Here is a 25825-nt window from a genome sequence, read left to right on the forward strand (position 1 = left end):
AGACGTGTGTCTCGCTCCGAGTACGGCGGGGCGCGGCGGTCCCGCGAGAGGGCGCCGGCCCTCCGCCCATGCAACAGCATGGGCCGGCCCGGCTGTTCCCCACCGCCGTGTCCGCCCGCCCGGCGCAGGAGTCCTAGCCGGCGGCCGCTTCGTCGACCGTCGTCCGCACGTCGAGGATCTCGTCGACTCCGGTGATCTCCAGGAGGCGCCGCATCTGCTGCGGCGGCGCGGCCACGCGGAGGTCGACCGCGCGACGGGTGAGGATCAGCAGGTTCAGCAGACTCGAGTCCGCGAAGGTGATGCCGGAGGCGTCCAGAACGACCTTCGGATGCGCCGCGGCCGCGACGCCCAGCGCGTCCGACAGGGACCCCACCGAGCACATGTCGCACGCGCCTCGCGCGGCGACGACCCAGGCGCCGCGCCATGCGTACTGATCCACCGTGACCTGCTCCGACCCCCGCGGCAGGCCGGCGTCGGCATCGTCCGTACGCCCCGTGACCGCCTCATGCCAAGACACCTTCGGGTCCCTCCTGCGCCTCCCGCACGCGGGCCATGCCGATGCGCGCCGTCTGTAGCACGAAAAGTATGTCACGTATTAGATTTCACGCAAGGCGCTCCGTAGAATGCCGCGCATGGTGGAAGTACCTGAATCTCACACCGGGTGGACGTTCGTCACCAACCACGCACGCGTGCTGGCGGCCATCGCCGACAACCCGAACATCCGGATCCGTGACATAGCCGCCCGCTGCCGGCTCACCGAGCGCGCCGTCCAACGGATCATCTCCGACCTGGAGCAGGACGGCTACCTCTCGCACACCCGCGACGGGCGCACCAACACCTACCGCATCCAGCCGGACCAGGTGCTGCGCCACCCCGCGGAGGCGGGCCTGACCGTGGCCTCGCTCCTCTCCCTGCTCGTACAGGACGAAACCGACCGCGGACGGCACGGAAGCCACCCGTCCGGCCCGGCCGGGGGTACGGCTCTTCGCCGGGACGGGCGAGGGTAGGGCGGGCCCCACGCCCGCCCCTCCCCCGCCGCGTCAGCCGATGGCCTGCTGGGCGTCGGCCGGGCTGTCGAGACCCATCACCTGGCGGCCGCGGAACGGCGACTTCCACGAACCGGTGCCCCGGTAGAGGTAGTTGCCCGTCGGGCTGAGGGCCGTGAGGTCGTTCAGGCCGTCGCGGTCGGCGTCACCGACGGCGACGAGGTGGGTGTACGGCCCCCACCCGCCGCCGATCCGCGTACGGGACGCGAACGTGCCGTCGCCCTTGCCCAGGTAGAGCCAGAGAACCCCGTCCTTGTCCCGGGCGACCAGGTCCCCGGCCGCCGCTCCCCCGATGTTCCCGACGGCCGTCAGGTCGTTGTAGACGCCCCAGCCGCTGCCCACCCTCTTGCGGGCGGAGAAGGGTGCGGCGGCGTTGCCGGTACCGGGGTAGAGCCACAGGACACCGGAGCGGTCGGTGGCGAGGAGGTCGCTCCTGCCGTCTCCGGTGACGTCGGATCCGCCGGTGATCCTGTCGTAGATCTGCCAGCCGCCGCCGACCCTGGTCCGGGTGGCGAAGCCGCCGCGGCCGTTGCCCTGGTACAGCCACAGGACGCCGGCCCCGTCACGGGCGACCATGTCGCCCACTGCCGATCCGCCGACGTCGCCGGTGGCCTCGATGCGGTCGTAGACGTTCCAGCCGCCGCCGACCAGGGCCTTGCCCCCAGCCTCCGTCAACTGTCCGTCGTTGATGCGGGTGCTGAAGTAGGTGTCGCTGCGCCAGAGCCTGCCGGCCGAGTCCCGCGCGAGCACGTCCGGAGTGCCGTTGTCGTTGAAGTCGTGCGGCTGTGCCTTGCGGGTGACGGTGAAGGTCCCGTCGGCGGTGGCGGCCGGGCCGATGCCGTTGAGGGGCGTGGCGACGACTTCCCAGGTGTAGGCGCCGTTGGGGGCGGCCTCGAACCCGTCGCCGATGTATCCGCCGTCCCAGTCCAGCGTGACGGAGGGGGTGGAGGGGTGCGTCTCGGTGACGGCGACGGCCTTCCCGGTCCGTACGTGGCGGAGCGTGATCCGCACCTCCACGCTGGTCCGGGACAGGTCCCAGCGCAGGGACGCCGAGCCCCCGTTCTTGTCGAGGTCGACGACCGGGGGCACGGAGTTGCCGGTGATCTCGACCCTCGTGGGTGCTCCCGCGCTCGCCACCCGGCTGACGACGGGTGCCCCGTCACCGCCCGCCGTGATCTTGTACAGACCCTCGCCGTCGGCGACGCTGCCACCGCGCACGTACAGGCCGTCGGGCGCGGCGGCGGACGAGGTCAGGTGGTCGAGCAGCTTCACGGACCGACCGGTGTCCGGGTCGTACGCGGTCACGGCGTACAACGGACTCTCGCCACCGTAGGCGATGCCGCCTGCCTCCCCGTAGACGACCCAGCCGCCGACCAGGCCCACTTGGAGGTTGCTCGCGTACGCGTGCGGGACCGGGACCTGCCTGACGACGCCGGTGGCCCGGTCCAGGAGGAGGACCTCGGGGTCGGACGAGTTGTCGTTCTCGGTCCAGACGACGTGCGTCCCGGAGACGGCGACGTCCCCTCCCGTGGATTCGGAGGTCCGGTCGTGCACCTCGTGGACGGCGCCCGTGGCGAGGTCGACCAGTGCCCACTTCTCCCGCGCCCCGTCCGTGAAGGTGAGCAGGGCGTCGTCCGGGGTGGCCGGAGCGATCGAGAGGCTCTTCGCACCGGACGGCAGGCCGGTGACGGTCCGCGCGGTCTCCTCGCCGTGGGTGTGCTGACGCAGTGTGAGGACGCCGTCGGCCTCGACGGTGGTGAAGACGGCGTCGGCGGCCGAGCCGACGTAGCGGGGCTCACCGGGCAGATCCCCGACGAAGACGTCGGACGACGACAAGGTCTTGAGGTTCCGCTGCTGGACTCCCCAACGGCCCACGAAGACCAGGTAGTCCGCCGTCCGCGTCGAGCGAAGGTAGGTCCGGTTCGAGTAACCGCTCCCGGCACCGTCCGTGTACCGCGTCCAGCGCTTGTCGAGTGACCCGTCGGCCATGCTCACGAAGCCGGTCAGACCGGCGTCGACCAGCTTCGCGTCCTTCAAGAAGGGCATGAGGGGGACGTCGGCGGCCGTCGTGTCGGCGGTCAGCGCCGCGTGGGCGGCGGGGGCGGGCACGGACAGGACACCGCCGGTGACGGTGAGGACGGTGGTGACGGCGGCGACGAGTCCGCGTCGGGTCGATCGGGCCAGAGGCACGTGCGATTCCTCCTGATGCATGAGGCGCACCGTGCGCCTCACCGCATAGGACTCGCGGTGGCCCGAATGGTTGTACGCCAGGTCAGGACGCCGGTGCGAAGGCCGCCGGCGCCGCCGCCTCTGTCCGTCGTCGGCCGCCCCTGCCGGTGCGGGAGTTCCTCACTCCCCCGGGCCGAGCGGCGTCACGGTGGCTCCCGTCGGGTCGTTCGGGCCCGGCGTGAGGGGGACCGGCCCCAGGGATTCGCCCTCCCAGAGCAGCGCTCGCCATCCCCGGTCGGGGGAGCCGGAGAGGATGACGACTCCGGTGTTCGCCAGGGGGTGCTGCCTGGCGTAGGCGACGTCCACGTTCTCGGCGCGCGCGGCCACCCACATGCGGATGGCGGCGCCGTGGCTGACCAGCGCCGCGGTCCGCGCACCGCTGTCGTGGGCCTCGGCGACGACGGCGTCGAAACGGGCGAGCGCCTCCACCCCGTTCTCGCCCCCGGGCATGCGCGGCCGCACGTCCCCCGCGGACCAGGCGAAGGCGGTGTGCATGTAGGTGTGCGCCGCCTCGTCGTCGCCGCGCATCTCCAGATCACCGGCGGTCAGCTCCCGGATACCGGCCCGGACCCGGACCTCCAGTCCCGTCGCCGCGGCCAGGGGGGCGGCGGTCAGCTGCGTGCGTACGAGCGTCGACGCGTACAGTGCGTCGATCTCCTCGGACGCCAGTGCGTCGGGCAGCGCCGCCGCCTGCTCCTGGCCGAGGGCGGTCAGCCCTGGGCCGGGCTCGGCCGTGTCCAGGAGGTGCTTCAGGTTGGACGGGGTCTGGCCGTGCCTGATGAGCAGGAGACGCATGCGACGGGGACTTTCTGCGGGACGACGGGACCTCTCCACTCTGCCACGCGCCACCGGTGTCCCGGGCCTCACCAGTCGTGCACCGTGCCGTCCCCGAGGCGGTTCACGGGCAGGTAGGCGGGCTCGTAGGGGAAGCGGGCCGCGGCCTCGTCGTCGAGTTCGACGCCGAGGCCGGGGGCGTCGCCGGGGTGCAGGAGGCCGTCCTCGAAGCGGTAGGAGGTACGGAAGACCTCAAGGGTCTGGGGGGCGTGGCGCATGTACTCCTGGATGCCGAAGTTGTGCACCGCCAGGTCGAGGTGGAGGGCGGCCGCCATGCCCACGGGTGAGATGTCGGTCGGTCCGTGCATGCCGGACCTGATGCCGTACACGGCGGCCATGTCGAGCAGTTTGCGTACGGCGGTGATGCCGCCGGTGTGCGTCACCGCCGAGCGGACGTAGTCGATCAGCCGTTCCTGGAGCAGAGTGGTGTAGTCGTGGACGGAGTTGAAGACCTCCCCGATGGCCAGCGGCGTGGTGGTGTGCTCCCGGATGAGCCGCAGCGCCCGCTGGTCCTCGCCCGGGGTCGCGTCCTCCAGCCAGAAGAGGTCGTAGGGTTCGAGGTCCTTGCCGAGCCGCGCCGCCTGGATGGGCGTCATGCGGTGGTGTCCGTCGTGCAGCAGCGGGAGTTCGGGGCCGAAGGTGTGCCGGACGGCTTCGAACACGGTGGGCATGTGGCGCAGGTAGGCGCGCGTGTCCCAGCTCTCCTCGGTGGGACGCGGGTGGGCGGTGCCGGTGCGGCGGGCGGGCTCGTAGTCGTAGCGGTCCCCGTCGCCCGCGGCGGAGGCGGCGACGCCGTACACGGAGTCGAGGCCGGGGATGCCGCTCTGGATGCGGACGGCCCGGAAGCCGTCCGCCAGGTGCTCGCGCACCGAGTCGAGCAGTTCGGGTATGTCCCGGCCGGAGGCGTGGCCGTAGGCCAGGGCGCCCGTGCGGCAGGCACCGCCGAGGAGTTGGTACACGGGCATGCCCGCCGCCTTGCCCTTGATGTCCCACAGCGCGATGTCCACGGCGGCGACGGCCGCCATGGTGACCGGGCCCCGACGCCAGTACGCGCCCCGGTACAGGTACTGCCAGGTGTCCTCGATGGCGTGCGCGTCCCGTCCCAGCAGCAACGGGGCCACGTGCTCGCGCAGGTAGGCCTCGACGGCCAGTTCACGCCCGTTGAGGGTGGCGTCGCCGAGGCCGGTGAGCCCGTCCTCGGTGGTGATGCGCAGGGTGACGAAATTGCGCCCTGGGCTGGTGACGACGACATCGGCAGCGGTGATCTTCACAGGGGCGGTTCTCCTTCCGGGACGCCGAGCCCAGTGGTCAGGCCGGTGCCGGGATCACGCCGGGTCGACGCGGGAAACCGTACCCCCGATGGCGAGGACGTACAGCTCCCCGTCGCCGTCCTGGGCGAAGGACACCACCTCACCACCGTTCACCCCGAGGTCGTGTTCGGCGGTCACTTCGCCGTTCTCGATCTCCAGGGAGCGCAGGGTGCCGTCGCAGTAGTCGCTGTAGACGTACTGGCCCCTGAGGTCCGCGATGGCCTCGCCGCGGTACACGTATCCGCCGGTGACCGAGCAGCCGAGCCCGGTGCGGTCGTATTCGTGGATCGGCGGAACGTGGTTCGCGGGCTCGGTGCCGCCGCGGAAGGGGTGCGTGCCCTCCATCTGCGACCAGCCGTAGTTCTCGCCGCCTCCGCTGCTCGCGGGCGCCCAGTCGATCTCCTCCCAGTCGCTCTGTCCGACGTCGGCGACGAGGAGGTCGCCCGAGCCCGAGTCGAAGGAGAACCGCCACGGGTTGCGCAGCCCGTACGCCCAGATCTCGCCCTTGGCGTTCGGGTCGCCGGCGAAGGGGTTGTCCTCCGGGATCGCGTACGGGTCGCCGCCCTGGGGGTCGATCCGCAGCAGCTTGCCGAGCAGGGTGTCGAGCCGCTGACCGTTGCCCTCGGGGTCGCCGCCGCCCCCTCCGTCGCCGAAGGCGATGTAGAGGTGGCCGTCGGGACCGAACTTGATGTCGCCGCCGTTGTGGTTGGACTCGGGCTGCTCCTGGGTGAGGACGGTGCGCCGGGTGTCTTGCTGGACCGTCCCGTCCCGGACGGCGAACTCGTCGATGGTGCTGGTTCCCCGGAGGTCGGTGTACGAGAGGTAGAGGTGCGCGAAGTCCTGGTCGAACGCCAGGCCGAGCAGGCCGCGTTCGCCGTCGGTGGTGGTCTCGTCGGAGATGTCGAGCACGGGCGCGCCGAGTCCGTCGCCGTCCAGGACCCGGACGGTGCCCGCTCGTTCGGCGATCCACACCGTGTCCTTCGGTCCCGCGGCACCGGCCGTCGGGTTCTGGGCCCGGGCCACCTCGGTCAGCACGACCTGCGCCGCGTCGCCCGGGGCGCGGGGCTCGTCGGCGGACGCCGTGGCCAGAGCCAGGGACCCGACGAGGCCCAGCGTGCCGATGATCGCCGATATGCGGGTGCGAACTTTCACCATGGCCTCCCGGAGGCGGTGAGTGGGGGGAAGTTCCGTCGCCGGCCGTCACCGAGAATACGGGGCCACGGCGTCCTGGCCTAGACCAATGCGCGCTTCTTGGCCAATCCACGCCACCTCCGGTGCTCGTGGTCCGGTCTAGGACTTGTCCCGGTCGCCTGCCGAGGGCGGCCCGTCCAGGACCGTGGGAACGTACTCCAGCAACTGGAGCCGGCCGTCGAAGGTGCGGCTCTCGACGAGGTCGAGGGCGACGTCCGGGTACGCGTCGAAGATCCGCTCCCTGCCGGTCGCGCCGGTGATGACCGGGAAGACGACCACGCGGAAGCGGTCGACCAGGCCGGCTCCGAGCAGCGACCGGCACAGGCTGAGACTGCCGAGGGTGCGCAGGGGCCGCGTCCCGTCCCGTTTCATGTCCCGCACGGCCGCGACGGCGTCGCCCCGGACCAGCTCCGTGTTGTCCCAGGACAACGGGGTCCGGAGGGTCGAGGAGAACACCACCTTGGGCATCGCGGTCAGCCAGGTGAAGCCGGGATCGTCGGGCATCTCGCGGGCGAACCCGGACATCAGCCGGTACGTCGTGGCGCCCATGAGGCTGGTGTGCTGCTTCTCGGCGTCCCCGTCGAGCCAGGCGAGGTATTCGGGTCCCTCCATGCCCCAGAATCCGGGCCAGCCCTCCGCGGCCGCGTACCCGTCGAGCGAGATGATGAAGTCGACCATGAGACTTGATGACATCGGTCTTTCCCTCCTGCGGTGGGTGTGCCAGGTGTGCCCAACGGATACGACCGATGCCGGGCCGGAAATTCATCGGGCCCGGCGCGGCGGAGGTCGGCGGTTCGCCGGGCCGGGCGTGCGGCCGACGCGATCGAAAAGGATTGGACGGGGTGCCGCCCGCGTCGGTACCTTGCCGTGGACCGTGACACTGCCCCAGGAGGTGAGACCCATGAACGCTGTATCGACGTGGGTGCTCCCCCTTCCCGTCATGGCCGGCGACTGACGCAGGTGTCGCCGGGAGCGCCTCGACCACAAGGCACTCCCGAAAGGCCACACCCATGGACTCTGGGCAGTTCACCGCCGAGCCGTCGTCGGACGACACGGCCGAGCGCGAATTCGACGTGATCATCGCCGGTTGCGGGCCGACCGGCGCGATGCTGGCCGCCGAACTGCGGCTGCACGACGTGCGGGTACTCGTTCTGGAGCAGGACACCGAGCCCGTGCCGTTCGTCCGCATCGTCGCTCTCCACATGCGCAGCATCGAGCTGATGGCCATGCGCGGACTGCTGGACCGCCTCCTCCAGCACGGGCGACGGCGTCCGGTCGGCGGACTCTTCGCCGCCATTCCCGCGCCCGCACCCGCGGGACTCGATTCCCCGTACGCCTGTCTGCTGGGCATCCCGCAGCCGGTCGTCGTCCGGCTCCTGGAAGGACACGCCGTCGCCCTGGGCGCGCGAGTCCGGCGCGGAGGCGCGCTCGCCGGTTTCCAGCAGGACGACGAGGGCGTCACCGTGGAGCTGGCCGACGGTGAACGGCTGCGTGCGCGCTACCTCGTCGGCTGTGACGGCGGGCGCAGTACGGTGCGCAAGCTGCTGGGCGTCGGCTTCCCCGGCGAGCCCTCGCGGAACGACACGCTGATGGGCGAGATGGAAGTGGGTGTGCCACCCGAGGAGGTCGCCGCCAGGGTGGCCCAGGTCCGCGCGAGCCGGCAGCGGTTCTGGCTGCGCCCCTTCGGCGCGGGAATCCACAGCGTCGTGGTCCCCGCCGCGGAAGTCGGCGACCGCGCTGAACCTCCCACCCTCGACGACTTCAGGCAGCAGCTGCGCGCCGTCGCCGGCACCGATTTCGGCGTGCACTCACCGCGCTGGCTGTCCCGCTTCGGGGACGCCACCCGGCTGGCCGAGCGTTACCGGGTCGGCCGGGTGCTGCTGGCCGGTGACGCGGCGCACATCCATCCGCCCACCGGCGGGCAGGGGCTCAACCTGGGCGTCCAGGATGCCTTCAACCTCGGCTGGAAACTGGCCGCGCAGGTACGCGGCCGGGCGCCGGCCACCCTGCTGGACACCTACGAGGCCGAGCGCCGGCCGGTCGCCGCGGACGTGCTGGACAACACCCGCGCCCAGATGGAACTGCACTCCCCCGAACCGGGCCCGCAGTCCGTGCGCAGGCTGCTCACCGAACTGATCGGCATCGACGAGGTGAACCGCCGTCTCGTCGAGAAGATCACCGCGACCGGCATCCGCTACGACGTCGGCGAGGGGCCCGACCTGCTCGGCCGCCGCCTGCCGGACATCGGGGTGACCCAGGGCAACGGCGGGGGCAACCTCTACGGTCTGCTCCACCGCGGTCGCGGCCTGCTGCTGGACCGCACCGGACGCCTGAGCGCCGACGGCTGGTCGGACCGGGTCGATCACCTCGCGGACCCCGCCGCCGCGCTGGACGCGCCGTGCGTCCTGCTGCGCCCGGACGGCCACGTCGCCTGGATCGGCGACGGCCAGCGGGACCTGGACCGGCACCTGGCCCGCTGGTTCGGCGAGCCGACCGGCTGACGCGCCCCCGGCGACGGAGGAAGCCGCCTCTCAACGGGACGGCTGGACCTGGTCGAAGACGGCGAGGGCCGCTGCGGGGTCCGGGCTCACAAGGCGTTCCAGACCCGCCGCCGTGATCCTCGCCCACCGTTCGGCCCGTGCCCACATCCGTTCCTCGAAGTCGCGGACGGCCCGGTCCGGGTCGGCGGGGCCGGCCGCGAGGGACTCGGCGAGTTCGGCGCCCTCCAGCAGGGCGAGGTTCGCGCCCGCCCCCAGGGGAGGCATCAGATGGGCGGCGTCGCCCAGGAGCGTCACCCCGGGGACATGGGTCCAGGTGTGGGAGACGGGCAGGACGTACAGGGGACGGTGGACGAAGGCGGTGCCCTGGCGCAGGAGGTCGAGGACGGGAGCGGTCCAGCCGTCGAACAGTGCCGAAAGGCTCGACCGCACGGCCTCGGCGTCGGTCAGGTCCAGGTGCGTGTGCCAGTCCAGCGGCGCGCGGAACTGGGCGTACACCTTGGCGTGGCCGCCGCTGCCGCGCTGGGCGACGATCGCCCGGTTCACGCCGTACACGGCCAGGGCACCCTCGCCGACCAGCCGGGCGAGGCCGGGGTGGCGGGTGTCGACGTCGTCCAGGGAGGTCTCGACCGCGGTGACGCCGGTGTAGTGCGGCGTCACCGGCGAGACCGCCGGGCGGGTGCGGGACCAGGCGCCGTCCGCACCGACCACGAGGTCGAACGCCTCCTGCCGCCCGTCGTCGAAGTGGACCCGCACGCCCTCCGGGGTCCCCGGCACCACCTTCGCCACGCCGTGCCCCCACCGCACGTCGAGGGAGCCGAGCAGCAGGTCACGGAGTTGCCCGCGGTCGATCTCGGGGTTGGCCCGGTCGTCCGGGCCCGGCCGCCAGTCGCGCAGCACGGTCCCGTCCGGGTCGAGGATGCGCATGGCCTGCCCCTCGGGGCGGGACAGCGCCTGGAACTCCGCGAGCAGCCCCGCCTTGTCCATGGCCAGCTGGCCCAGCCCCTCGTGCAGGTCGAGCGTGCCGCCGGCGGGGCGGGAGTCGGGGGCGCAGTCCCGTTCGAGGACGGTGACGGGATGGCCGTGGCGGTGCAGCACGCGGGCGAAGGCGAGTCCCGCGGGACCGCCGCCGACCACGGCGATACGTTGTCTCATGGCGATACACTGTATTTTTCGTCTACGGTGTATCGCAACAGTACGGAGGGGACATGACTGTCTGGGACCGGCCGGAGCCGCCGAACCGCCCTGTGCCGCTCGACCGGGAGCGGATCGTCGCCGCCGCGGTGGCGCTCGCCGACGAGGGCGGGCTGGCGGCGGTGTCCGTGCGCAAGGTGGCCGCCCGGCTGGGCGCCGGCCCGATGCGGCTGTACGGATACATCTCCACCAAGGACGAGCTGTTCGACCTGATGGTGGACGCGGTGTACGCCGAGATCCTGCCCGGGGAGCGGCCCGGTGACTGGCGGGAGGCGCTGAGCGGCCTCGCCCACCGCACCAGGGAGGCCGCTCTTTGGCACCCCTGGCTGGCGGACCTGCTCGGCGGCCGGCCGGCCCTGGGCCCGAACGGCCTCGCCGTGAGCGAGGCCACGCTGGCCGCCCTCGACGGCCTCGCCGACGTCGACACGGTCATGCGCGCCGTGGAGACGGTCAGCGCCTACTTCACCGGCGCGATCAGGCGCGAGATCGCGGACCTGCGGGCCGAGCGCGACACGGGCCTGTCCAAGGCCGAGTGGCAGCGCGCCCGTGGCCCGCACCTGACGGGGATGCTGGCCACGGGCCGCTTCCCGGCGCTGGCCAAGGCCGTGTACGACGGCACGCACGTGGACGCCGCGGAGTCCTTCGCGACCGGCCTGGACTGGGTGCTCGACGCGGTGGCCGCCCGACTCACCTGACCGCCCTCACCGGCGCCGGGTGGAACCGGCGGGGACGGGCACGAACCGGTAGGCGTCCGCGTGGGTGACGACCCGGCCGGCGGTGGGCGGTGCGAAGTGGGTGCCCAGGACGAGGGTGTCCGTGTCGGCGAGCGAGCCGAGCAGCCCGCGGCGGGAGGCCTCGGACCGTTCCGGGTCGATGTCGACGCAGGCTCCCACGGCGGGGTGCGCGAGCTGAACGGGGTGGTGGACGCAGTCACCGGTGATCACGGCCGTCTGGCCGCGGCTGGTCAGCTCGACGGCGAGGTGGCCGGGCGTGTGGCCGGGGGTGGGGATCAGGCGCACGCCCGGGACGGTCTCCAGGCCCTCGGCGGGGACGTCGACGAGGTCGAGCAGCCCGGCCTCCTCCACCGGGATCACGGAGTCGCGGAACATCTGCCTGCGCGCCTCCTCCATGTCGTACCCGGCCCAGAACTCCCGCTCGGTGCGGGAGGACAGGTAGCGGGCGTTGGGGAAGGTGGGAACCCACCGGCCGTTCTCCTGCCGTGTGTTCCAGCCGACGTGGTCGGCGTGCAGGTGGGTGAGGATCACCAGGTCGACGGCGTCCGGGGGGAAGCCGGCGGCGGTGAGGCGCTGGAGGAAGTCGGTGCGCAGGTCGTGCCAGGCGGGGTTGGCCCGCTCCTTGCCGTTGCCGATGCCGGTGTCCACCAGGACGCGCGTCCCGCCGACCGTGAAAGCGAAGCTGTGGCTGTCGATGCGCAGGGTGCCCTCGTCGTCGGCGAAGTCGGGACGCAGCCAGGGCTGCCCGGCGACGAGGTCCGGGGTGGCACCGGGCAGCAGCCAGGCCCCGGTGGCGGCCGGCAGGGCGACCTCGTCGACGCGGTGCACGGGGACGTCTCCCACCGTCCAGTGGGGGACTGCGGTCTGGTCGGTGGCCGGAGCGGTGCTCATGATCGGTCGCTTCCTTCGGGTGCGTGTCGGTGGGCGCGGGACGGGACCCACCCCTGGCGCTAAACGCAATCTGTTTGCCTTTAGGCACAGTAGGACCTACAGTCCAGCTAACGCAAACAGTTAGCTTTTGAGCGTTCCCACTTCTGCGCCCAGGCCCAGTCCCAGTCCCAGTCCCAGCCTCCAGGAGAAACGCCCGTGCCCTCCCTCGAACCCACTCCGCCGGAGGCGGCCCGCTGGGCCGCCCGCGCCGGACTTCCGTTGCCCGCGGACCGCCACGCCGCGGTCGCGGCCACCGCACACCACATCCACTCCGTCGTCGCCGTCCTGCGGGAGCTGGACTTCGCCGACACCCCGCCCGCCGCCGCGTACCGCGCGGAAGAGGAGACGCACGATGCAGCCGTATGAACTGACCCTCGGCGCGGCCGCCGACGCCGTCCGGGCCCGGCGCCTGTCCCCCGTCGAGCTGGCGGACTCCGTCCTGGAGCGCGTCGGACAGACGGAGCCGCGTCTCCGGGCCTACGCCACCGTCACCGCGGAGCACGCCCGCCGGGCCGCGCGCACGGCCGAGGACGACATCGCGGCCGGCCGCCACCGTGGCCCGCTGCACGGCATCCCGATGGGGCTGAAGGACCTGATCGACGTCGCCGGCGTCGCGACGTCGGCCAGTTCACGGGTCCGCGCCGACCATCGCGCGCAGGCGAGCAGCACCGTCGCCACCCGGCTGGAGGCGGCCGGCGCGGTCCTGGTGGGCAAGACCCACACCCACGAGTTCGCCTACGGGCTGACCACGCCGCAGACCAGCAACGCGTGGCATCCCGGCCGGGTGGCCGGCGGATCCAGCGGGGGGTCGGCCGTCGCCGTGGCGGCGGGTACCGCGACCTTCGCGCTGGGCACGGACACCGGTGGTTCCATCCGGGTGCCCGCCGCGCTGAACGGGGTCGTCGGCCTCAAGCCGACGTACGGTCTCGTCCCCCGGCACGGCGTCACATCCCTGTCCTGGTCACTGGACCACGTCGGACCGATCACCCGCACCGTCGAGGACGCCGCCCTGGTGCTGGACGCCCTGGCCGGACACGATCCCCGCGACCCCGCCTCCCTGAGCGCACCCGCCACGCCGTACCGCCCGGCCGCGGACACCGACCTCACGGGGCTGCGCGTCGGTGTGCCGCGCAACTACTACTTCGACCACGTCGACCCGGAGGTGGAGACCGCCGTCCGGGGCGCGATCGACCGGCTCGAGGCACTCGGCGCACGACTGGTCGAGGTCGAGATCCCCATGACCCGCTACATCCAGGCCACCCAGTGGGGCCTGATGGTGCCCGAGGCCACCGCCTACCACGAGCGCACGCTGCGCACCGTCCCCGAGCTCTACCAGGCCGACGTCCGCATCCTGCTCGAGGCCGGTGAACTGATGCCCGCCGGGGACTACCTGCGCGCCCAGCGCGCCCGCACCCTCATGCGGCGCAAGTGGGCGGCCATGTTCCGGGAGGTCGACCTGATCGCCGCCCCCACCGTCCCGGCGACCGCCGTCAGGGCCGGCCAGGAGACGATCACCTGGGCCGACGGCACGGTCGAGGGCGTGTCCGACGCCTACGTGCGTCTGTCGTCCCCCGCCAACATCACCGGCGTGCCGTCCCTCACCCTGCCGGTCGGCCACGACACGGCGGGGCTCCCCATCGGCATGCAGCTGCTCGGACGGCCGCTCGCCGAGCCGGTGCTCCTGCGGGCCGGTCACGCCTACGAACAGAGCGGGCCCGCACGCGGGCTCGCGCACGCGGCGTGAACGAGCGCCGACCCCTTAGACGCAATGACTTTGCTTTAAGGTGACATGCATGAGCAGGCAGATGGTGCGTCCCGGCGGGCGCAGTGCCCGGGTCCAGGCGGCGGTGCACGCCGCGGTGCGCGAACTCGCGTCGGAGGTGGGGCGGGACGCCCTGACCGTGCCGCTGGTGGCCCGGCGTGCGGGCGTGACACCGTCGACGATCTACCGGCGCTGGGGAGACCTGCAGGAGCTGCTGTCGGACGTCGCGGTCGAACGCCTACGGCCCGACACCGCCCCCCAGGACCACGGCGCCCTGCACGCCGACCTGGCGGCCTGGGCGGAGCAGTTCCTCGACGAGATGGCCTCCCCCACCGGTCGCGCCTACATCCGCGACGCCCTGCTCGGCGACCCGGACGGCAGCAACGCCGGCCAGTGCTCCGCCTACGCGGCCGAGCAGCTCGGGACCGTGCTCGCCCGCGCGGCCGGACGCGGGGACGACACGCCCGATGTCGAGACCGTCATGGACGGTGTCGTCGCCCCCTTGATGTACCGCATCCTCTTCCGTCCGGACGGGCTCGACGCCCCGTACGCGCGCCGGCTCGTCGCGCAGGTCCTGGGGCACGCCGGCCCCTGACCGGCTGCGCCCGCGCGGCGCCGGCCGTCTCTCTTCCCCGCTCCGCCCTCCGGCCCCCTCCATCGCACGGGGCCGGAGGCGGTCCGGAATCCGTGTTTTCGGTGCCTCGCCGTCCTCGTCTGGGTACGGAACCCGGCAACAACGCCTCGACGAGAGACTGGACATGACTGGACACCAACCCGCTCACCACCCACCTCAACGCGTCGGCGTCGTCACCGAGTCCTCGCCCGGGGAGACTCGCGTCGCCGCGACGCCCGCGACGGTCCGCCTGCTGCTCGGCCTCGGGTACGAGGTCGTCGTCGAGCCGGGAGCCGGCGCGGCCTCCGGGTTCGGTGACGAGGCCTATGCCGAGGCGGGAGCCAGTCTCGGGGCGGCCTGGGCCGCGGACCTCGTGCTCAAGGTCAACGCGCCGACCGACGAGGAGATCGCGCAACTGCGCTCGGGGACGACGCTGGTGGCCCTCGTCGCACCGGCACAGCGGCCCGAGCTGCTGGAGGCGCTCGCCGCGCGTGACGTCACGGTGCTCGCCCCGGACGCGGTGCCGCGGATATCGCGGGCGCAGTCGATGGACGTGCTCAGCTCCATGGCGAACATCGCCGGGTACCGGGCGGTGATCGAGGCGGCCCACGTCTTCGGGCGGTTCTTCACCGGGCAGGTCACCGCGGCGGGCAAGGTGCCGCCGGCGAAGGTCCTGGTCGCCGGGGCCGGGGTCGCGGGGCTCGCCGCCATCGGGGCCGCCTCCAGCCTGGGCGCGATCGTCCGCGCCACCGACCCCCGGCCCGAAGTCGCCGACCAGGTGCGGTCGCTGGGCGGCGAGTACCTCGCGGTGGACGTGGCGCAGGAGGAGAGCACCGACGGCTACGCCAGGGCGACGTCGGCCGACTACGACCGTGCCGCGGCCCGGCTCTACCAGGAGCAGGCCCGCGATGTGGACGTCGTCATCACCACCGCGCTGATCCCCGGTCGGCCCGCCCCGCGCCTGATGACCGCCGCCGACGTGGCGGCGATGCGACCGGGCAGTGTCATCGTCGACATGGCCGCCGCCCAGGGCGGCAACGTGGAGGGGACCGTCCCGGGCCGGAGCGTGGTGACCGGCAACGGCGTGACCATCATCGGCTACACCGACCTGGCGTCCCGGCTGCCCGCCCAGGCGTCCCAGCTGTTCGGCACCAACCTGGTCAACCTGCTGCGGCTGCTCACCCCCGGCAAGGACGGCCGGGTCGTCATCGACTTCGACGACGTGGTGCAGCGGACCGTGACCGTGGTCCGCGCGGGCACGGTCACCTGGCCTCCCCCGCCGGTCCCCGTGTCGGCGGCCCCGCCCGCCACCGCGCCCGCGGCGTCCACCGCCGCACCGGCGACCGCGAAGACGTCCGGCACCACCCCGGCCGGGCGCTTCGGCCTGATCGGCCTCGGCATGCTGGCGACCTTCCTCCTGGTCGCCTTCGCCCCGGCCCAACTGGCGCAGAACTTCACAGTGTTCGCGCTGGCGGTGGTCATCGGCTACTACGTGATCGGCAAGGTCCACCATTCCCTGCACACCCCGCTGATGTCGGTGACCAACGCCATCTCGGGGATCGTGGTGATCGGTGCCCTCGTGCAGATCGGGCACGAGAGCGCGCTCGTCACCGTGCTGTCCTTCGTGGCGATCCTGCTGACGAGCGTGAACATCTTCGGCGGTTTCGCCGTCACCCGCCGCATGCTGTCCATGTTCTCGAGAGGCGAGCCCCGATGACGTCCATGACCGCGTCCCGCGCCGCCGACCTGGTGGCGGCCCTGCTGTTCGTCCTCAGCCTCGCCGGCCTGTCCCAGCACCGGACGTCACGCGCCGGCGTCGTCTACGGCATCGTGGGGATGGCGCTCGCCCTGGTCGCCACCGTCGTGGTCTCGGCGCGGAGCGTCTCCGCCGGGCCGGTCGCGCTGATCCTGCTCGCCACGGTGATCGGCGCGGCGCTGGGCCTGTGGCGGGCACGGCGCGTGGAGATGACGCAGATGCCCGAACTGATCGCGGTGCTGCACAGCTTCGTCGGTCTCGCCGCCGTCCTGGTCGGCTGGAACAGCTACCTGGAGGTCGAGGCCCACGGCTCACGGGGGCGGATCGCCGCCGATCTGATCGGCATCCACCACGCCGAGGTGTTCATCGGCGTCTTCATCGGCGCGGTCACCTTCACCGGCTCCGTGGTCGCGTACCTGAAGCTGTCCGGGCGGATCAGGTCCCGGCCGCTGGTGCTGCCCGGCAAGAACGCCCTCAATCTGGGTGCGCTGGCCCTGTTCGCGGTGCTGACGGTCTGGTTCACCGTCAGTCCGGGCCTGCCGCTGATGGCGGCGGTCACGGTCCTGGCGCTCGCCCTGGGCTGGCATCTGGTGGCCTCCATCGGCGGTGGCGACATGCCCGTGGTGGTCTCGATGCTCAACAGCTACTCCGGCTGGGCCGCGGCGGCTGCCGGATTCCTGCTCGACAACAACCTGCTCATCGTCACCGGGGCGCTGGTCGGTTCCTCCGGTGCGTATCTGAGCTACATCATGTGCCAGGCGATGAACCGTTCCTTCCTCTCCGTCATCGCGGGCGGCTTCGGCATCGAGGCCCCGCCGGGCGGCGTGGACGAGCAGGGCGAGCACCGCGAGATCCGGGCGCACGAGGCGGCCGAACTGCTGGCCCGGGCGCGGTCCGTCGTGATCACCCCCGGTTACGGCATGGCCGTCGCGCAGGCCCAGCATCCGGTCGCGGAGCTGACCCGGCGGCTGCGCGAGCGCGGGATCGAGGTGCGCTTCGGCGTCCACCCCGTCGCCGGGCGGCTGCCCGGGCACATGAACGTGCTGCTGGCCGAGGCGAAGGTGCCGTACGACATCGTCCTGGGGATGGACGAGATCAACGACGACTTCGCGGACACCTCGGTCGTGCTGGTCATCGGTGCGAACGACACGGTCAACCCCTCGGCGACCGAGGATCCCGCCAGCCCGATCGCGGGTATGCCCGTACTGCGGGTCTGGGAGGCGGAGCAGGTCGTCGTCTTCAAGCGCTCGATGGCCTCCGGCTACGCGGGCGTGCAGAATCCGCTGTTCTTCCGGGAGAACAGCAGCATGCTCTTCGGCGACGCCAAGCAGAGCGTCGAGGAGATCCTCCAGTCCCTCGGCTCCGAGACCGGCCGGGGACCCACGGCCCCCGCGCGGGGGGTGACGGCGACACGGTGACCCGGGTCGCCCGTGCGGGCCCTCACTCGTGGGGCGGCTCGAAGGCCTGGGCGACGGCGAGGCTGTCCTCGTACACGTGGTGCCGGGTGACGAGGCCGTTCTCGACGGTGAGGTGGAGGGCGAAGCGGGCGCGGTACGGGCGTCGGGTGGGGCGGGCGGTCTGGCGGATCTCGCCGAGCACGACCGCGTCGTTCCCGTCGACGAGGATGCGCTCCACCTCGGTGGCCGCCTGCTCGGGCACGTGGTGTCCGGCCAGCTCGCGGTAGTGGGCCGCCGCGTCCGCCCGGGTGGACCGGTGGCGGATCCACGGCGTGGCGGGACGGCCGTGCTCGGCCTCCGGCCAGTCGAGTCTCCAGTCGCCCTGTTCGGCGTACAGCTCGGCGATGTGCTCGGGGTCGCCCGCGCCGATCCTGCGCAGCAGCTCCTCCACCACGGAGCGGGTGTGCGTCGATGTGGCCGTGGTCATGGCTGACCTCCTCCGGGGCCGCATCCCGTCGATGCGGCGAGGTCGCCCATCCTGTCGGTCCGCGCCGGGCGGCGCGATTACCTCCGGAGTAGGGCAGTCGCGGCCTCGCCTCAGGAACCGTCCAGCCACTGGGCCAGGGCAGCCGCCTCGCTGTGGTCCACGTCCTTGGTGGCCGTCAGCAGGGTCACCTTTGACCCCGCCGAGAGGTCGCGCAGGCGCTCCAGCGCGGCCCGGTGGTCCGGGTCCTCCAGTTCGGCGAAGTAGCGGCGCCGGAATTCGTCGTAGCGCTGCGGATCGTGGTGGTACCAGCGCCGCAGATCGGTCGAGGGGGCGACGTCGCGCAGCCACTCGTCCAGCTCGGCCTTCTCCTTGCTCACGCCACGAGGCCACAGGCGGTCGACGAGCACCCGCTTGCCGTCCTGCGGTGTGGAGCTTTCGTAGATTCTCCGGTATCCGACCCGTGCAGCCATGACCCACCTTCCGGAAACGACCCGGGCAGCCTCTTCCCTCGTGCTGTCCCATCCGGGTGGACCACCGCGGCGGGGCCCAAACACGGGCCGGCGGCGGCGCGCCCTCGTCAGGCTCCCGGCCGCGGCCAGCCGGCCAGTCCCTCCTCGCCGGGAGGCTGCGCGACGGCCTGCTCCACGGAGCAGTGGAAGGAGTAGACCGTGCCCAGTCCGCCGAGGGCGAAGACGTGCAGGAGCCGCCGGTCGGAGCAGGCGATCCGCAGGGACCCGTGCTGGTCCCGGATGTGCTTGGTCACGGCCACGATCATGCCGAGCCCCATGGAGTCGATGAACGGGGTGTCGCACAGGTCGAGCACGAAGTGCCGGTGGCCGTCGGCGAGGCGTCGGAACACCTCGGCCCGGACGAGTGGCGCGAAGGCGATGTCGATCTCGTCGTCGGCCCGGACCACCGTCCAGCCGTTCGCCACGTGGCTGCATACCTGTACGTGCGGCCCTGCGACGCCCTGCTCACTCACGCTCCGGCTCCTCTGCGAATCCGTCCGATTTGCCCGTCTCATCCAGGAAACGCGGTACGGCCGCGGTCTCACAAGGGTCCGGTTTTCAGATGGTGAGCGACAACCTCCGGGACACCCGCTCCGCCGTCGCGAGCAGCGTCGTGACGGCGTCGTCGAGGCAGGCCGTGCGGTTGACGTCCAGGGAGACGCCGAGCGATCCGATGGTGTCGCCCCGGCGGACGGAGACCGCGACGCACGCGGTGCCCAGCCGGTACTCCTCGATGTCGGTCACGGCCGGGCGGTGCGGAGAGGCGTCGAGGCGCCGCAGCAGCTCGGCACGGTAGGTGATGGTACGCGGGGTGAGATCGTTCAACGCGTGGCGGGAGAGGTACTCGGCGCGGGCGTCGGCGTCCAGTTCGCGCAGCACGCTCTTGCCCAGCGCCGTGGCGTGTCCCGCGTCCTCGAAGCCGACCCACAGGTCGACGCGGGGGGCCTTCGGCCCGTCGACGATCTCCGCGACCCGGATCTCGCCCTCCTCGTAGAGCGTCAGATAGGCCGCGGCCGACAGGTCGTCCCGCAGCTCGGTGAGCGTGGGGCGGACCCTGCTGAGCGCCGTCTGGTCATGGCTTTGGGCGTGCAGCGCGCCCAGCCTCTCCCCCAGGACGAAGGTGCCGTCCTCGAGTCTGCGCAGGTAGCCGTCGTGGACCATGGTGCGCAGCAGGTGGTAGGTGGTGCCCAGGGCCAGGCCCGTCTCGCGCGCCAGCTGCTTGGCCGGTACGCCGCTCTCGTGGGCGCCCACCGCTTCCATCAGCCGGAACGCTCGCTGCACCGAGGAGATGAGCGTGGGGCCCTCCTGACCGCTCATCCCTCCACACTGCGCCCCGCCGAAGGGGTCCGGCAAGTGCCGCTACGGCTTGATGCCGACCCCGGCCCACAGACTGACCTGGGCGTCGGTGGGGGTGTCCGGCCCGGCCGGCGACGTCGGTCGCCAGCGGTGACCGACCGTGACGCCCGGTTCCAGGAGATCCAGCCCGTCGAAGAAACGCGTGACGTCCTTCTGCGAGCGGAACTGCACCGGCGTGCCCGCTCCGGTGTAGATGTCCGTGACCTTCTCCCAGGTGGGCGGGTCGAAGTCGGGCGTGCAGTGACTCAGCGCGAGGGCGCTGCCCGCCGGGAGGGCCGCCATCAGCCGGTCGACGATGCCGTACGGGTCGCGGGCGTCGGTGATGAAGTGCATCAGGGCGTTCAGCGACAGGGCGACCGGCTGCGACAGGTCGAGCACCTCGGCCAGCTCGGGCGCGGTCAGCAGCGAGTCGGGGTCGTTGACGTCGGCCTCGATGTAGGTGGTGCGACCCTGCGGGGTGCTGCGCATGAGGCGCTCGGCGTACTTCAGGACGAGCGGGTCGTTGTCGGCGTAGACCACCCGGGCCTCGGGGACCACGGACTGTGCCACCTGGTGCACGTTCGGCTCGGTGGGGATGCCCGTGCCGATGTCCAGCCACTGCCGGATGCCGTGCTCCTGGGCCAGTACCCGAGTGGCGCGGTGCATGAAGGCGCGGTTCTCCCGGGCACAGGTGAAGATGCCCGGGTAGGCCTCGGCGACCGCTTCGGCGGCCTGCTTGTCGACCGGGAAGTGGTCCTTGCCGCCGAGGTAGTAGTCGTACATGCGGGCCGAGTGCGGCCTGCTGGTGTCCAGTCCCCGCGCGGCGTGGGTGTTGCTCATCCTTTTCCCTTCTCGAGGCCGGCCGTGAGGTGGTCCGCCATGCCCTGCTTGACTCCCCGGACGAACGCGCCGATCTCCTCGGACGTGTAGATGAGCGCGGGGCCGGAGGGGTCGGTCGACTGACGCACCGCGACGCGTCCGTCGGCGAGCCGCTTGGTCTCCACGCACTGGCCGCCGTTGGGGCCGCTCCACGGGCGCTCCCAGCCGCTTTCGCCGAGGTCGCAGGCGGGCATCCCGTTGTAGACGGGGTCGTCGGTGATGCTCATGAGTACTCCTTGCGCATGCGGTTCAGGAGCGCCGTGCTGTCCCGTGTCGAGGTGAGCAGCGCCATCCTGTTGTGCGCCTCCAGGTGCGCGACGACGTCGTCCCGTTCGTCCAGGTACATCGACGCGGAGAGGATCTCGCTGTAGACGACGTCGGGCAGCTCCGGCTCCTCGAACCGGAAGTAGGTGAAGGGGGCGCAGGCCCCGACGTGGGCGCCGACGGCGAAGGGCAGGATGTCGATGCTGACGTGCTCCAGCTCGGACGCCTCCAGGAGCCGGTCGATCTGCTCGCGCATCACTTCCGGACCGCCGACGACCCGGTGCAGGACCGCTTCCTCCATGACCACCCAGAGGGTGGGCGCGTCCTCCCGCTCCAGCAGGCTCTGCCGCCGCAGCCGCAGCCCGACGCGGCGCTCCAACTCCTCCTCGGAGCCGTTCGGAAAGCCTCCGCCGAGGACGCCGCGGGCGTACGCGGGGGTCTGGAGGAGTCCCGTGACGTAGTGGGGTTCGTAGGTGCGCAGTGTGCTGGCGCCGGTCTCCAGACTGACGTACGCGGTGAACCAGTTGGGCAGGACGTCGCGGTAGGCGTGCCACCAGCCCGGTTTGTTGGCCTGCTCGGCGAGCGCGACGAACTCGTCCGTCTCCTGCTGTGGGCTCCCGTACGTCTGCAGGAGCTTCTCGACATAGAGGGGTTTGAGGGCGACTTCGGCCTTCTCCAGCCGGCGGATCGTCAGGGGTGTGACCCGAAGCGCCTTGGCGGCGTCGGCCAGTGAGGCGCCCGCGTTCTGCCGCATCTCCTGGAGCCGGCGGCCCAGGATCATGCGCAGCACCGTCGGGGCGCTGGTGCCCGCGCCGGACCGGGGTTCGCTCACGCCCCCACCTCCTGATGGGTCGTCACCGGCGCCATTGTGGCAGCGAGTTGGTGATGACACCAGACTGAACGGGTCTTCCTGAAATTATCAGGGATCCGGTTGCAGCCTGAACCGGACGGCGAGCATAGTTGCGTCCGTGAGCCTGCCCGTCCGACCGCCGTCCCGTATGCGCCCGCCGAGGCCCTGCCCCCCATCGCGCCCGTCCTGACTGGAAGGCGATCACCGTGACCCCCCACACGAGCCCTTCGCCCGGACTCTTACCGTCGGCCCGTCCGGACCGGGAACACTGGTTCGACCTTCCCTCGCTCCGGATCAGCGTGCGGACGGCACGCGACACGGTGCGCCGGCAGCTTCGCGCCTGGCGGCTCCCCGGCGACGTGTGCACCGACGCGGTGCTGCTGATCTCGGAGCTGGCGACCAACGCCGTGCTCCACTCGGGCGGCGACCGCATGCTGTGCGGTCTGTCGCTGACCTCGCGCGAACAGCTGCGGATCGAGGTGCACGACGACGGACGCACGTCGGCCCGTCCGGCCGGCTGCGGCTCCGGTCCGCAGGACGAGAGCGGCCGGGGGCTGTTGATCGTGCAGCAGCTCGCCGACTCCTGGGGGACCGCCCGGTCCGGCCGCACCGGGGGCACCATCGTCTGGGCGGTTCTCCGGATCGGGGCCTGACCCACCGGGACTCGCCGGGGGGACCCGCCGGCCGGGCCGATGAGTACGAGCTGAGTATCTGCGCTCATGTCCCGGCACGTGGCGGGGGCCACACTCCGAGCCATGACGAACCTTCCGCCCCCGGCCGAGGAACTGCGGGTCCTCGACGCCGAGCTGCGGCAACTCGACCTGCGCCGCGCCGTCCTGCTGCGGCGCCGCGCATGGCTGGTCCACACACTGCGGTCGGCCGCTCCCCGGCAGCCCGCCCAGGCTCCCGGGGCGCCGCCGGGTGGCTGGCCCGCCGGCCCGGGCGCCGGCGCCGTCGCCCGCCGGCCGGAGGCCACCGCGCCGAGCGTGCAGAACGTGCTGCTGGTGCTCGGTGGCGTACTGCTGACGATCGCGGCGATCGCGTTCACCCTCGTCAGTTGGGGCCACCTGGGGATCGCGGGCCGCGCGCTGGTCCTCGGTGCGCTGACCGTGGCGGCACTGGGCGCGCCGGTGGTGTTGCTGCGGCGCGGGCTGAGGTCGACCGCCGAAGCCGTGGCCGGCCTGGGGACGGCCCTGACCGTCCTCGACGCCTACGCGCTCCACGAGGTGGCGTTCACCGGCACGGACGGTGTCGGGTACACGGCCGCCGCGTCCGCCGTCCTGGCCGCGCTGTGGGCCGCGTACGGTGTGCGGCTCGGGCTCTTCCATCCCCTTCCGCTCGCCGTGGCGACCGCCCACCTGCCCCTGCTGCTGTGGGCGATCGCCGTCGGCGCGGGTCCGCACACGCTCACCGCCGTGTTGCTGGCGACCGCCGCCGGCGGCACCGCGGTCGCGCTGCGCACCTCCTCGACGCCGGTGCGTGTGGTCGCCGTCGTCGGCGCGCCGGCCACGGGCGCCGCCGGTGTGCTGTCGGCCGGGTGGCTCTGCTGGAGCGCGTCCGACCCCGGCACGGCCGCACGGGCGGCGGCGCTCCTGGTCGTGGCGGCGGCCGCCGCCCTGGCGGCCGGCCGCTTCGTCCCGAACCGGGAGGCCGCCATCGGCACCGCCCTCGCCGCGGGTCTGTGCCTGGTCGCCGCGGTCGGAGGGGTGCTGTGGGTCTCGGTGCCGGGCGAGTGGACGGTGCCGGGGTGTCTGGTCTGCGCCATCGCGCTGCCGGCGGCGGAACGAACGCCGCTTCCCCTGCCTCTGCGTCAGGGGCTGGTGCGTGCTTCGGCAGCGGTCCAGGGCTTCGCGGTGCTGTGGGCGCTCCCGCTGGTCGTGGGGGGCGTCCTCGGTCCGGCGGCCCGCGCGGCGAGGCCCTGGTCCGGCGCGCCGCGGGACATCCGGGACGCCGTGTTCACGGACGTGCCCCCGCCTCCGTACGCGAGCACCGTACCGCTGGTCCTCGCCGTGGTGGCCGCGGCGCTGGTGGTGGCCGGACGCCGCACCACCAGGCGTCCGGCCGTCATGGTGGCGGCCCTCGTCCTCGGCTGGGCGGCCGTCTTCGTCCTCCCGGTGGCGCTCCGGCTGCCCTACCCGGCGGGGCTGGTGGCCCAGGCGGCCGTGGTCGTGGCGGTCCTGGGCTTCGCGGTGCCGGCCGACCGCGCCGGCGAGAAGCGCGAGGGGCCGTCGCCACTGGCCCTGACGGCCCTGCTGCTGGCTCTGGTCACCTCGGTCGACCTCGCCCTCCTCTCCCTGGCCTCGCAGTCCGCGACGATCGGTGTACTCGCGGCTCTCACGGTCCTGTTCGGTGCGGCCGGCCACCGCCCGAAGACCGCCCCGTTCACCGTGCCCGCCGCCCTCGGTCACGCCACGGCGCTGGCCTGCGCGATCGGTGCGTCGGCCGGCTTCGCACCGCACCACACGGCGCTGCTGGTGCTCGTCGTACCCGCCGTCGCCGCCCTGGTCGCGTCGCGGCCGGCCGGGTCGCGCACGACCGTACCGGTCGAGGCCGCGGGTGCGGCGGCGGCACTGCTCGCGCTCGCGCTCTCCCTGCCGGACCCGCCGATGCTCGCCCTGGTGCTCTCGCTGTGCGGTGTCGTCACGGCCGCCTCCGCGCTGCGCCCGGAGCGGCGGGCGGCCGGCTGGGCGGCGGCCGTGCTGTTCCTGCTGGCCGCCTGGGTGCGCCTGGCTGCATGGGACGTCGGCACGCCGGAGGCCTACACCCTGCCGGTGACCGTGCCCGCGCTGGTCGTCGGGTTCCTGCGTCGGCGCCGCGACACGGCGGTCTCCTCGTGGACGGCCTACGGTGCCGGCTTGGCCGCCACCCTGGTGCCGAGTCTGCTCGCCGCCTGGGACGACCAGCACTGGCTGCGGCCCCTGCTGCTCGGCGTCGCCGCGCTGGCCGTGACGCTGGTGGGCGCCCGGCAGCGGCTCCAGGCGCCGCTGGTCCTCGGCGCGGGCGTCCTCGCGCTGGTGGCGCTGCACGAGCTGGCCCCGTACCTCACCCAGGTCGTCGGCGCGCTCCCCCGCTGGGCACCTCCGGCCCTCGCCGGTCTCGTGCTGCTCGTCCTAGGCGCCACCTACGAACAGCGGCTGCGGGACGCCCGGCGGCTGAGAGCGGCACTGGGGCGCCTCCGGTAGGGATCGCGCCGTCACAAGTGAGGGGCCTGGTGGCGATGCCGTGCAGTTTTGCGGTCGGGGTCATGGAACCCGGACGAGGTCGCCCATCTTGCCGTGGGCCGCTGATCGGCTTCGTGGTAACACGAAGTGATCAATTCGAAAGGGCCGACTCATGGGTATCTTCAGCCGTCGCCAGACCGCCACCGTCGAGCAGCCGGCGGCCGCCGGACCCGACCGGTTCGCCGCGCCGTCCGCGACGGCGGCGGCCACGCTCGACCCGGCCCTTCGCGCGCTCACCGGGCATTGGACCATCGACCGCCCGCACAGCCGGATCGGTTTCTCCGTGCGGCACGCCATGGTCACCACGGTCCGCGGGGCCTTCACCGACTACGACAGCCGGCTCTACTTCGACGGGGCCTGCCCCTCCGAGTCCCGGGCGGACCTCGTGATCCGCGTCGCCAGCGTCGACACGGGCGTCGAGCAGCGGGACGCCCATCTCGTCGGCAAGGACTTCTTCGACGCGCGGCGCCACCCCGAGATGATCTTCCGCAGTACCTCCACCACCCAGGAGTCCGCGGAGAGCTTCCGCATGACGGGAGACCTCACCATCCGCGAGACGACCCGGCCCGTCGAACTCCAACTGGACTACCTTGGCTCGGTCGTGGACCCGTTCGGCTACGAGCGGGCCGGTTTCGACGGGACCACCACCATCGACCGCAGGGACTGGGGCCTGGTCTACAACCAGCGGCTCGAGGCGGGCGGCAGCATGGTGAGCGAGAAGGTCCGCCTCCAGTTCGACATCTCCGCGATCCGCTCCTCCTGAGTCCCACCGTGACGGCACTCGCC

Annotated in this window: 26 protein-coding genes; 11 read left to right on the forward strand and 15 right to left on the reverse strand. The window is 72.5% G+C overall.

Annotated features, from left to right (window positions below; all coding sequences use genetic code 11):
• Nucleotides 1–133: 133 nt before the first annotated feature.
• Nucleotides 134–439: an STAS domain-containing protein gene (locus ACZ6IM_RS17100; protein WP_469557294.1), complete on the reverse strand. Its 306-nt coding sequence runs from the start codon at nt 437–439 to the stop codon at nt 134–136.
• A gap of 193 nt (nt 440–632) precedes the next feature.
• Between ACZ6IM_RS17100 and ACZ6IM_RS17105 the strand changes: the two genes are divergently transcribed.
• A complete protein-coding gene (locus ACZ6IM_RS17105; RefSeq protein WP_052838774.1) occupies nt 633–1007 on the forward strand; it encodes a MarR family transcriptional regulator in 375 nt (124 codons plus the stop codon).
• 33 nt (nt 1008–1040) lie between these two features.
• Here ACZ6IM_RS17105 and ACZ6IM_RS17110 read toward each other — a convergent pair whose 3' ends face one another.
• From ACZ6IM_RS17110 to ACZ6IM_RS17130, 5 genes are all read right to left on the reverse strand, one after another.
• Nucleotides 1041–3236 (reverse strand): FG-GAP-like repeat-containing protein, encoded by a 2196-nt coding sequence (locus ACZ6IM_RS17110; RefSeq protein WP_469557297.1) that lies wholly within the window; start codon nt 3234–3236, stop codon nt 1041–1043.
• Between the two features lie 159 nt (nt 3237–3395).
• Nucleotides 3396–4070, reverse strand: coding sequence for a histidine phosphatase family protein (locus ACZ6IM_RS17115; protein ID WP_469557299.1), 675 nt, complete (start codon nt 4068–4070; stop codon nt 3396–3398).
• Between the two features lie 68 nt (nt 4071–4138).
• A complete protein-coding gene (gene manD / locus ACZ6IM_RS17120) occupies nt 4139–5380 on the reverse strand; it encodes a D-mannonate dehydratase ManD (protein WP_052838675.1) in 1242 nt (413 codons plus the stop codon).
• A 54-nt stretch (nt 5381–5434) separates the two neighbouring features.
• Complete coding sequence (locus ACZ6IM_RS17125; RefSeq protein WP_469557595.1) at nt 5435–6571, reverse strand: PQQ-dependent sugar dehydrogenase; 1137 nt, start codon at nt 6569–6571, stop codon at nt 5435–5437.
• 138 nt (nt 6572–6709) lie between these two features.
• Nucleotides 6710–7303 carry a dihydrofolate reductase family protein gene (locus ACZ6IM_RS17130; protein ID WP_052838676.1) on the reverse strand — a complete coding sequence of 198 codons (594 nt, stop codon included), beginning with the start codon at nt 7301–7303 and terminating at the stop codon, nt 6710–6712.
• A 317-nt stretch (nt 7304–7620) separates the two neighbouring features.
• Here ACZ6IM_RS17130 and ACZ6IM_RS17135 point away from each other — a divergent pair, with 317 nt between their 5' ends.
• Nucleotides 7621–9111: an FAD-dependent monooxygenase gene (locus ACZ6IM_RS17135; protein ID WP_469557301.1), complete on the forward strand. Its 1491-nt coding sequence runs from the start codon at nt 7621–7623 to the stop codon at nt 9109–9111.
• Nucleotides 9112–9141: 30 nt separating this feature from the next.
• On the opposite strand, the gene ACZ6IM_RS17140 is transcribed toward ACZ6IM_RS17135, so the two are convergent.
• Nucleotides 9142–10263 (reverse strand): FAD-dependent oxidoreductase, encoded by a 1122-nt coding sequence (locus ACZ6IM_RS17140; protein WP_469557303.1) that lies wholly within the window; start codon nt 10261–10263, stop codon nt 9142–9144.
• Nucleotides 10264–10316: 53 nt separating this feature from the next.
• Here ACZ6IM_RS17140 and ACZ6IM_RS17145 point away from each other — a divergent pair, with 53 nt between their 5' ends.
• A complete protein-coding gene (locus ACZ6IM_RS17145; RefSeq protein ID WP_469557305.1) occupies nt 10317–10997 on the forward strand; it encodes a TetR/AcrR family transcriptional regulator in 681 nt (226 codons plus the stop codon).
• Between the two features lie 6 nt (nt 10998–11003).
• Here ACZ6IM_RS17145 and ACZ6IM_RS17150 read toward each other — a convergent pair whose 3' ends face one another.
• A complete protein-coding gene (locus tag ACZ6IM_RS17150; protein ID WP_469557307.1) occupies nt 11004–11927 on the reverse strand; it encodes an MBL fold metallo-hydrolase in 924 nt (307 codons plus the stop codon).
• 195 nt (nt 11928–12122) lie between these two features.
• Here ACZ6IM_RS17150 and ACZ6IM_RS17155 point away from each other — a divergent pair, with 195 nt between their 5' ends.
• The 5 genes from ACZ6IM_RS17155 to pntB all read left to right on the forward strand — a co-directional run bounded on the left by ACZ6IM_RS17155 (nt 12123) and on the right by pntB (nt 17515).
• Nucleotides 12123–12332: a hypothetical protein gene (locus tag ACZ6IM_RS17155; protein WP_052838681.1), complete on the forward strand. Its 210-nt coding sequence runs from the start codon at nt 12123–12125 to the stop codon at nt 12330–12332.
• Entirely contained in the window at nt 12319–13710 is a 1392-nt protein-coding gene (locus tag ACZ6IM_RS17160; protein WP_052838682.1) for an Asp-tRNA(Asn)/Glu-tRNA(Gln) amidotransferase GatCAB subunit A, read from the forward strand. The genes ACZ6IM_RS17155 and ACZ6IM_RS17160 overlap by 14 nt, the downstream gene beginning before the upstream one ends.
• Before the next feature lie 49 nt (nt 13711–13759).
• Nucleotides 13760–14323, forward strand: a complete 564-nt coding sequence (locus tag ACZ6IM_RS17165; RefSeq protein ID WP_469557310.1) for a TetR/AcrR family transcriptional regulator — start codon at nt 13760–13762, stop codon at nt 14321–14323.
• Nucleotides 14324–14486: 163 nt separating this feature from the next.
• Entirely contained in the window at nt 14487–16058 is a 1572-nt protein-coding gene (locus ACZ6IM_RS17170; RefSeq protein WP_052838684.1) for a Re/Si-specific NAD(P)(+) transhydrogenase subunit alpha, read from the forward strand.
• Nucleotides 16055–17515, forward strand: a complete 1461-nt coding sequence (gene pntB / locus ACZ6IM_RS17175) for a Re/Si-specific NAD(P)(+) transhydrogenase subunit beta (protein ID WP_469557313.1) — start codon at nt 16055–16057, stop codon at nt 17513–17515. The genes ACZ6IM_RS17170 and pntB overlap by 4 nt, the downstream gene beginning before the upstream one ends.
• 22 nt (nt 17516–17537) lie before the next feature.
• Here the strand turns inward: pntB and ACZ6IM_RS17180 are convergent, their stop codons facing one another.
• The 7 genes from ACZ6IM_RS17180 to ACZ6IM_RS17210 form a co-directional block, all read right to left on the reverse strand.
• Entirely contained in the window at nt 17538–17981 is a 444-nt protein-coding gene (locus ACZ6IM_RS17180; RefSeq protein ID WP_052838686.1) for a nuclear transport factor 2 family protein, read from the reverse strand.
• Nucleotides 17982–18091: 110 nt separating this feature from the next.
• A complete protein-coding gene (locus tag ACZ6IM_RS17185; RefSeq protein ID WP_052838687.1) occupies nt 18092–18451 on the reverse strand; it encodes a DUF488 domain-containing protein in 360 nt (119 codons plus the stop codon).
• A 107-nt stretch (nt 18452–18558) separates the two neighbouring features.
• Nucleotides 18559–18963 (reverse strand): STAS domain-containing protein, encoded by a 405-nt coding sequence (locus tag ACZ6IM_RS17190; RefSeq protein WP_052838688.1) that lies wholly within the window; start codon nt 18961–18963, stop codon nt 18559–18561.
• 85 nt (nt 18964–19048) lie between these two features.
• Nucleotides 19049–19807 (reverse strand): IclR family transcriptional regulator, encoded by a 759-nt coding sequence (locus ACZ6IM_RS17195; RefSeq protein WP_469557316.1) that lies wholly within the window; start codon nt 19805–19807, stop codon nt 19049–19051.
• Nucleotides 19808–19849: 42 nt separating this feature from the next.
• The gene (locus tag ACZ6IM_RS17200; RefSeq protein WP_052838690.1) at nt 19850–20665 is read right to left on the reverse strand and encodes an SAM-dependent methyltransferase; all 816 of its coding nucleotides are present in this window, start codon (nt 20663–20665) and stop codon (nt 19850–19852) included.
• Nucleotides 20662–20931: a DUF397 domain-containing protein gene (locus tag ACZ6IM_RS17205; RefSeq protein ID WP_052838691.1), complete on the reverse strand. Its 270-nt coding sequence runs from the start codon at nt 20929–20931 to the stop codon at nt 20662–20664. The genes ACZ6IM_RS17200 and ACZ6IM_RS17205 overlap by 4 nt, the downstream gene beginning before the upstream one ends.
• A complete protein-coding gene (locus tag ACZ6IM_RS17210; RefSeq protein WP_052838692.1) occupies nt 20928–21800 on the reverse strand; it encodes a helix-turn-helix domain-containing protein in 873 nt (290 codons plus the stop codon). Before ACZ6IM_RS17210 ends, ACZ6IM_RS17205 begins: the two co-directional genes overlap by 4 nt.
• Before the next feature lie 317 nt (nt 21801–22117).
• On the opposite strand from ACZ6IM_RS17210, the gene ACZ6IM_RS17215 reads away from it, so the two are divergent.
• From ACZ6IM_RS17215 to ACZ6IM_RS17225, 3 genes are all read left to right on the forward strand, one after another.
• The gene (locus tag ACZ6IM_RS17215; protein ID WP_469557319.1) at nt 22118–22471 is read left to right on the forward strand and encodes an ATP-binding protein; all 354 of its coding nucleotides are present in this window, start codon (nt 22118–22120) and stop codon (nt 22469–22471) included.
• Nucleotides 22472–22573: 102 nt separating this feature from the next.
• A complete protein-coding gene (locus ACZ6IM_RS17220) occupies nt 22574–25000 on the forward strand; it encodes an SCO7613 C-terminal domain-containing membrane protein (RefSeq protein ID WP_052838694.1) in 2427 nt (808 codons plus the stop codon).
• 151 nt (nt 25001–25151) lie between these two features.
• The gene (locus ACZ6IM_RS17225) at nt 25152–25802 is read left to right on the forward strand and encodes a YceI family protein (protein WP_469557321.1); all 651 of its coding nucleotides are present in this window, start codon (nt 25152–25154) and stop codon (nt 25800–25802) included.
• The last annotated feature ends 23 nt before the right edge of the window (nt 25803–25825 follow it).

The sequence above is a fragment of the Streptomyces sp. NPDC042336 genome (assembly GCF_055581985.1).

What these genes read in the sequence shown, in the direction of transcription:
- ACZ6IM_RS17105 (WP_052838774.1), top strand. Translation starts at nt 633, where the DNA reads ATGGTGGAAGTACCTGAATCTCACACCGGGTGGACGTTCGTCACCAAC.
- ACZ6IM_RS17115 (WP_469557299.1), bottom strand. Translation starts at nt 4,070, where the DNA reads ATGCGTCTCCTGCTCATCAGGCACGGCCAGACCCCGTCCAACCTGAAG.
- ACZ6IM_RS17130 (WP_052838676.1), bottom strand. Translation starts at nt 7,303, where the DNA reads ATGTCATCAAGTCTCATGGTCGACTTCATCATCTCGCTCGACGGGTAC.
- ACZ6IM_RS17135 (WP_469557301.1), top strand. Translation starts at nt 7,621, where the DNA reads ATGGACTCTGGGCAGTTCACCGCCGAGCCGTCGTCGGACGACACGGCC.
- ACZ6IM_RS17140 (WP_469557303.1), bottom strand. Translation starts at nt 10,263, where the DNA reads ATGAGACAACGTATCGCCGTGGTCGGCGGCGGTCCCGCGGGACTCGCC.
- ACZ6IM_RS17145 (WP_469557305.1), top strand. Translation starts at nt 10,317, where the DNA reads ATGACTGTCTGGGACCGGCCGGAGCCGCCGAACCGCCCTGTGCCGCTC.
- ACZ6IM_RS17150 (WP_469557307.1), bottom strand. Translation starts at nt 11,927, where the DNA reads ATGAGCACCGCTCCGGCCACCGACCAGACCGCAGTCCCCCACTGGACG.
- ACZ6IM_RS17160 (WP_052838682.1), top strand. Translation starts at nt 12,319, where the DNA reads ATGCAGCCGTATGAACTGACCCTCGGCGCGGCCGCCGACGCCGTCCGG.
- ACZ6IM_RS17165 (WP_469557310.1), top strand. Translation starts at nt 13,760, where the DNA reads ATGAGCAGGCAGATGGTGCGTCCCGGCGGGCGCAGTGCCCGGGTCCAG.
- ACZ6IM_RS17170 (WP_052838684.1), top strand. Translation starts at nt 14,487, where the DNA reads ATGACTGGACACCAACCCGCTCACCACCCACCTCAACGCGTCGGCGTC.
- pntB (WP_469557313.1), top strand. Translation starts at nt 16,055, where the DNA reads ATGACGTCCATGACCGCGTCCCGCGCCGCCGACCTGGTGGCGGCCCTG.
- ACZ6IM_RS17180 (WP_052838686.1), bottom strand. Translation starts at nt 17,981, where the DNA reads ATGACCACGGCCACATCGACGCACACCCGCTCCGTGGTGGAGGAGCTG.
- ACZ6IM_RS17185 (WP_052838687.1), bottom strand. Translation starts at nt 18,451, where the DNA reads ATGGCTGCACGGGTCGGATACCGGAGAATCTACGAAAGCTCCACACCG.
- ACZ6IM_RS17195 (WP_469557316.1), bottom strand. Translation starts at nt 19,807, where the DNA reads ATGAGCGGTCAGGAGGGCCCCACGCTCATCTCCTCGGTGCAGCGAGCG.
- ACZ6IM_RS17200 (WP_052838690.1), bottom strand. Translation starts at nt 20,665, where the DNA reads ATGAGCAACACCCACGCCGCGCGGGGACTGGACACCAGCAGGCCGCAC.
- ACZ6IM_RS17205 (WP_052838691.1), bottom strand. Translation starts at nt 20,931, where the DNA reads ATGAGCATCACCGACGACCCCGTCTACAACGGGATGCCCGCCTGCGAC.
- ACZ6IM_RS17220 (WP_052838694.1), top strand. Translation starts at nt 22,574, where the DNA reads ATGACGAACCTTCCGCCCCCGGCCGAGGAACTGCGGGTCCTCGACGCC.
- ACZ6IM_RS17225 (WP_469557321.1), top strand. Translation starts at nt 25,152, where the DNA reads ATGGGTATCTTCAGCCGTCGCCAGACCGCCACCGTCGAGCAGCCGGCG.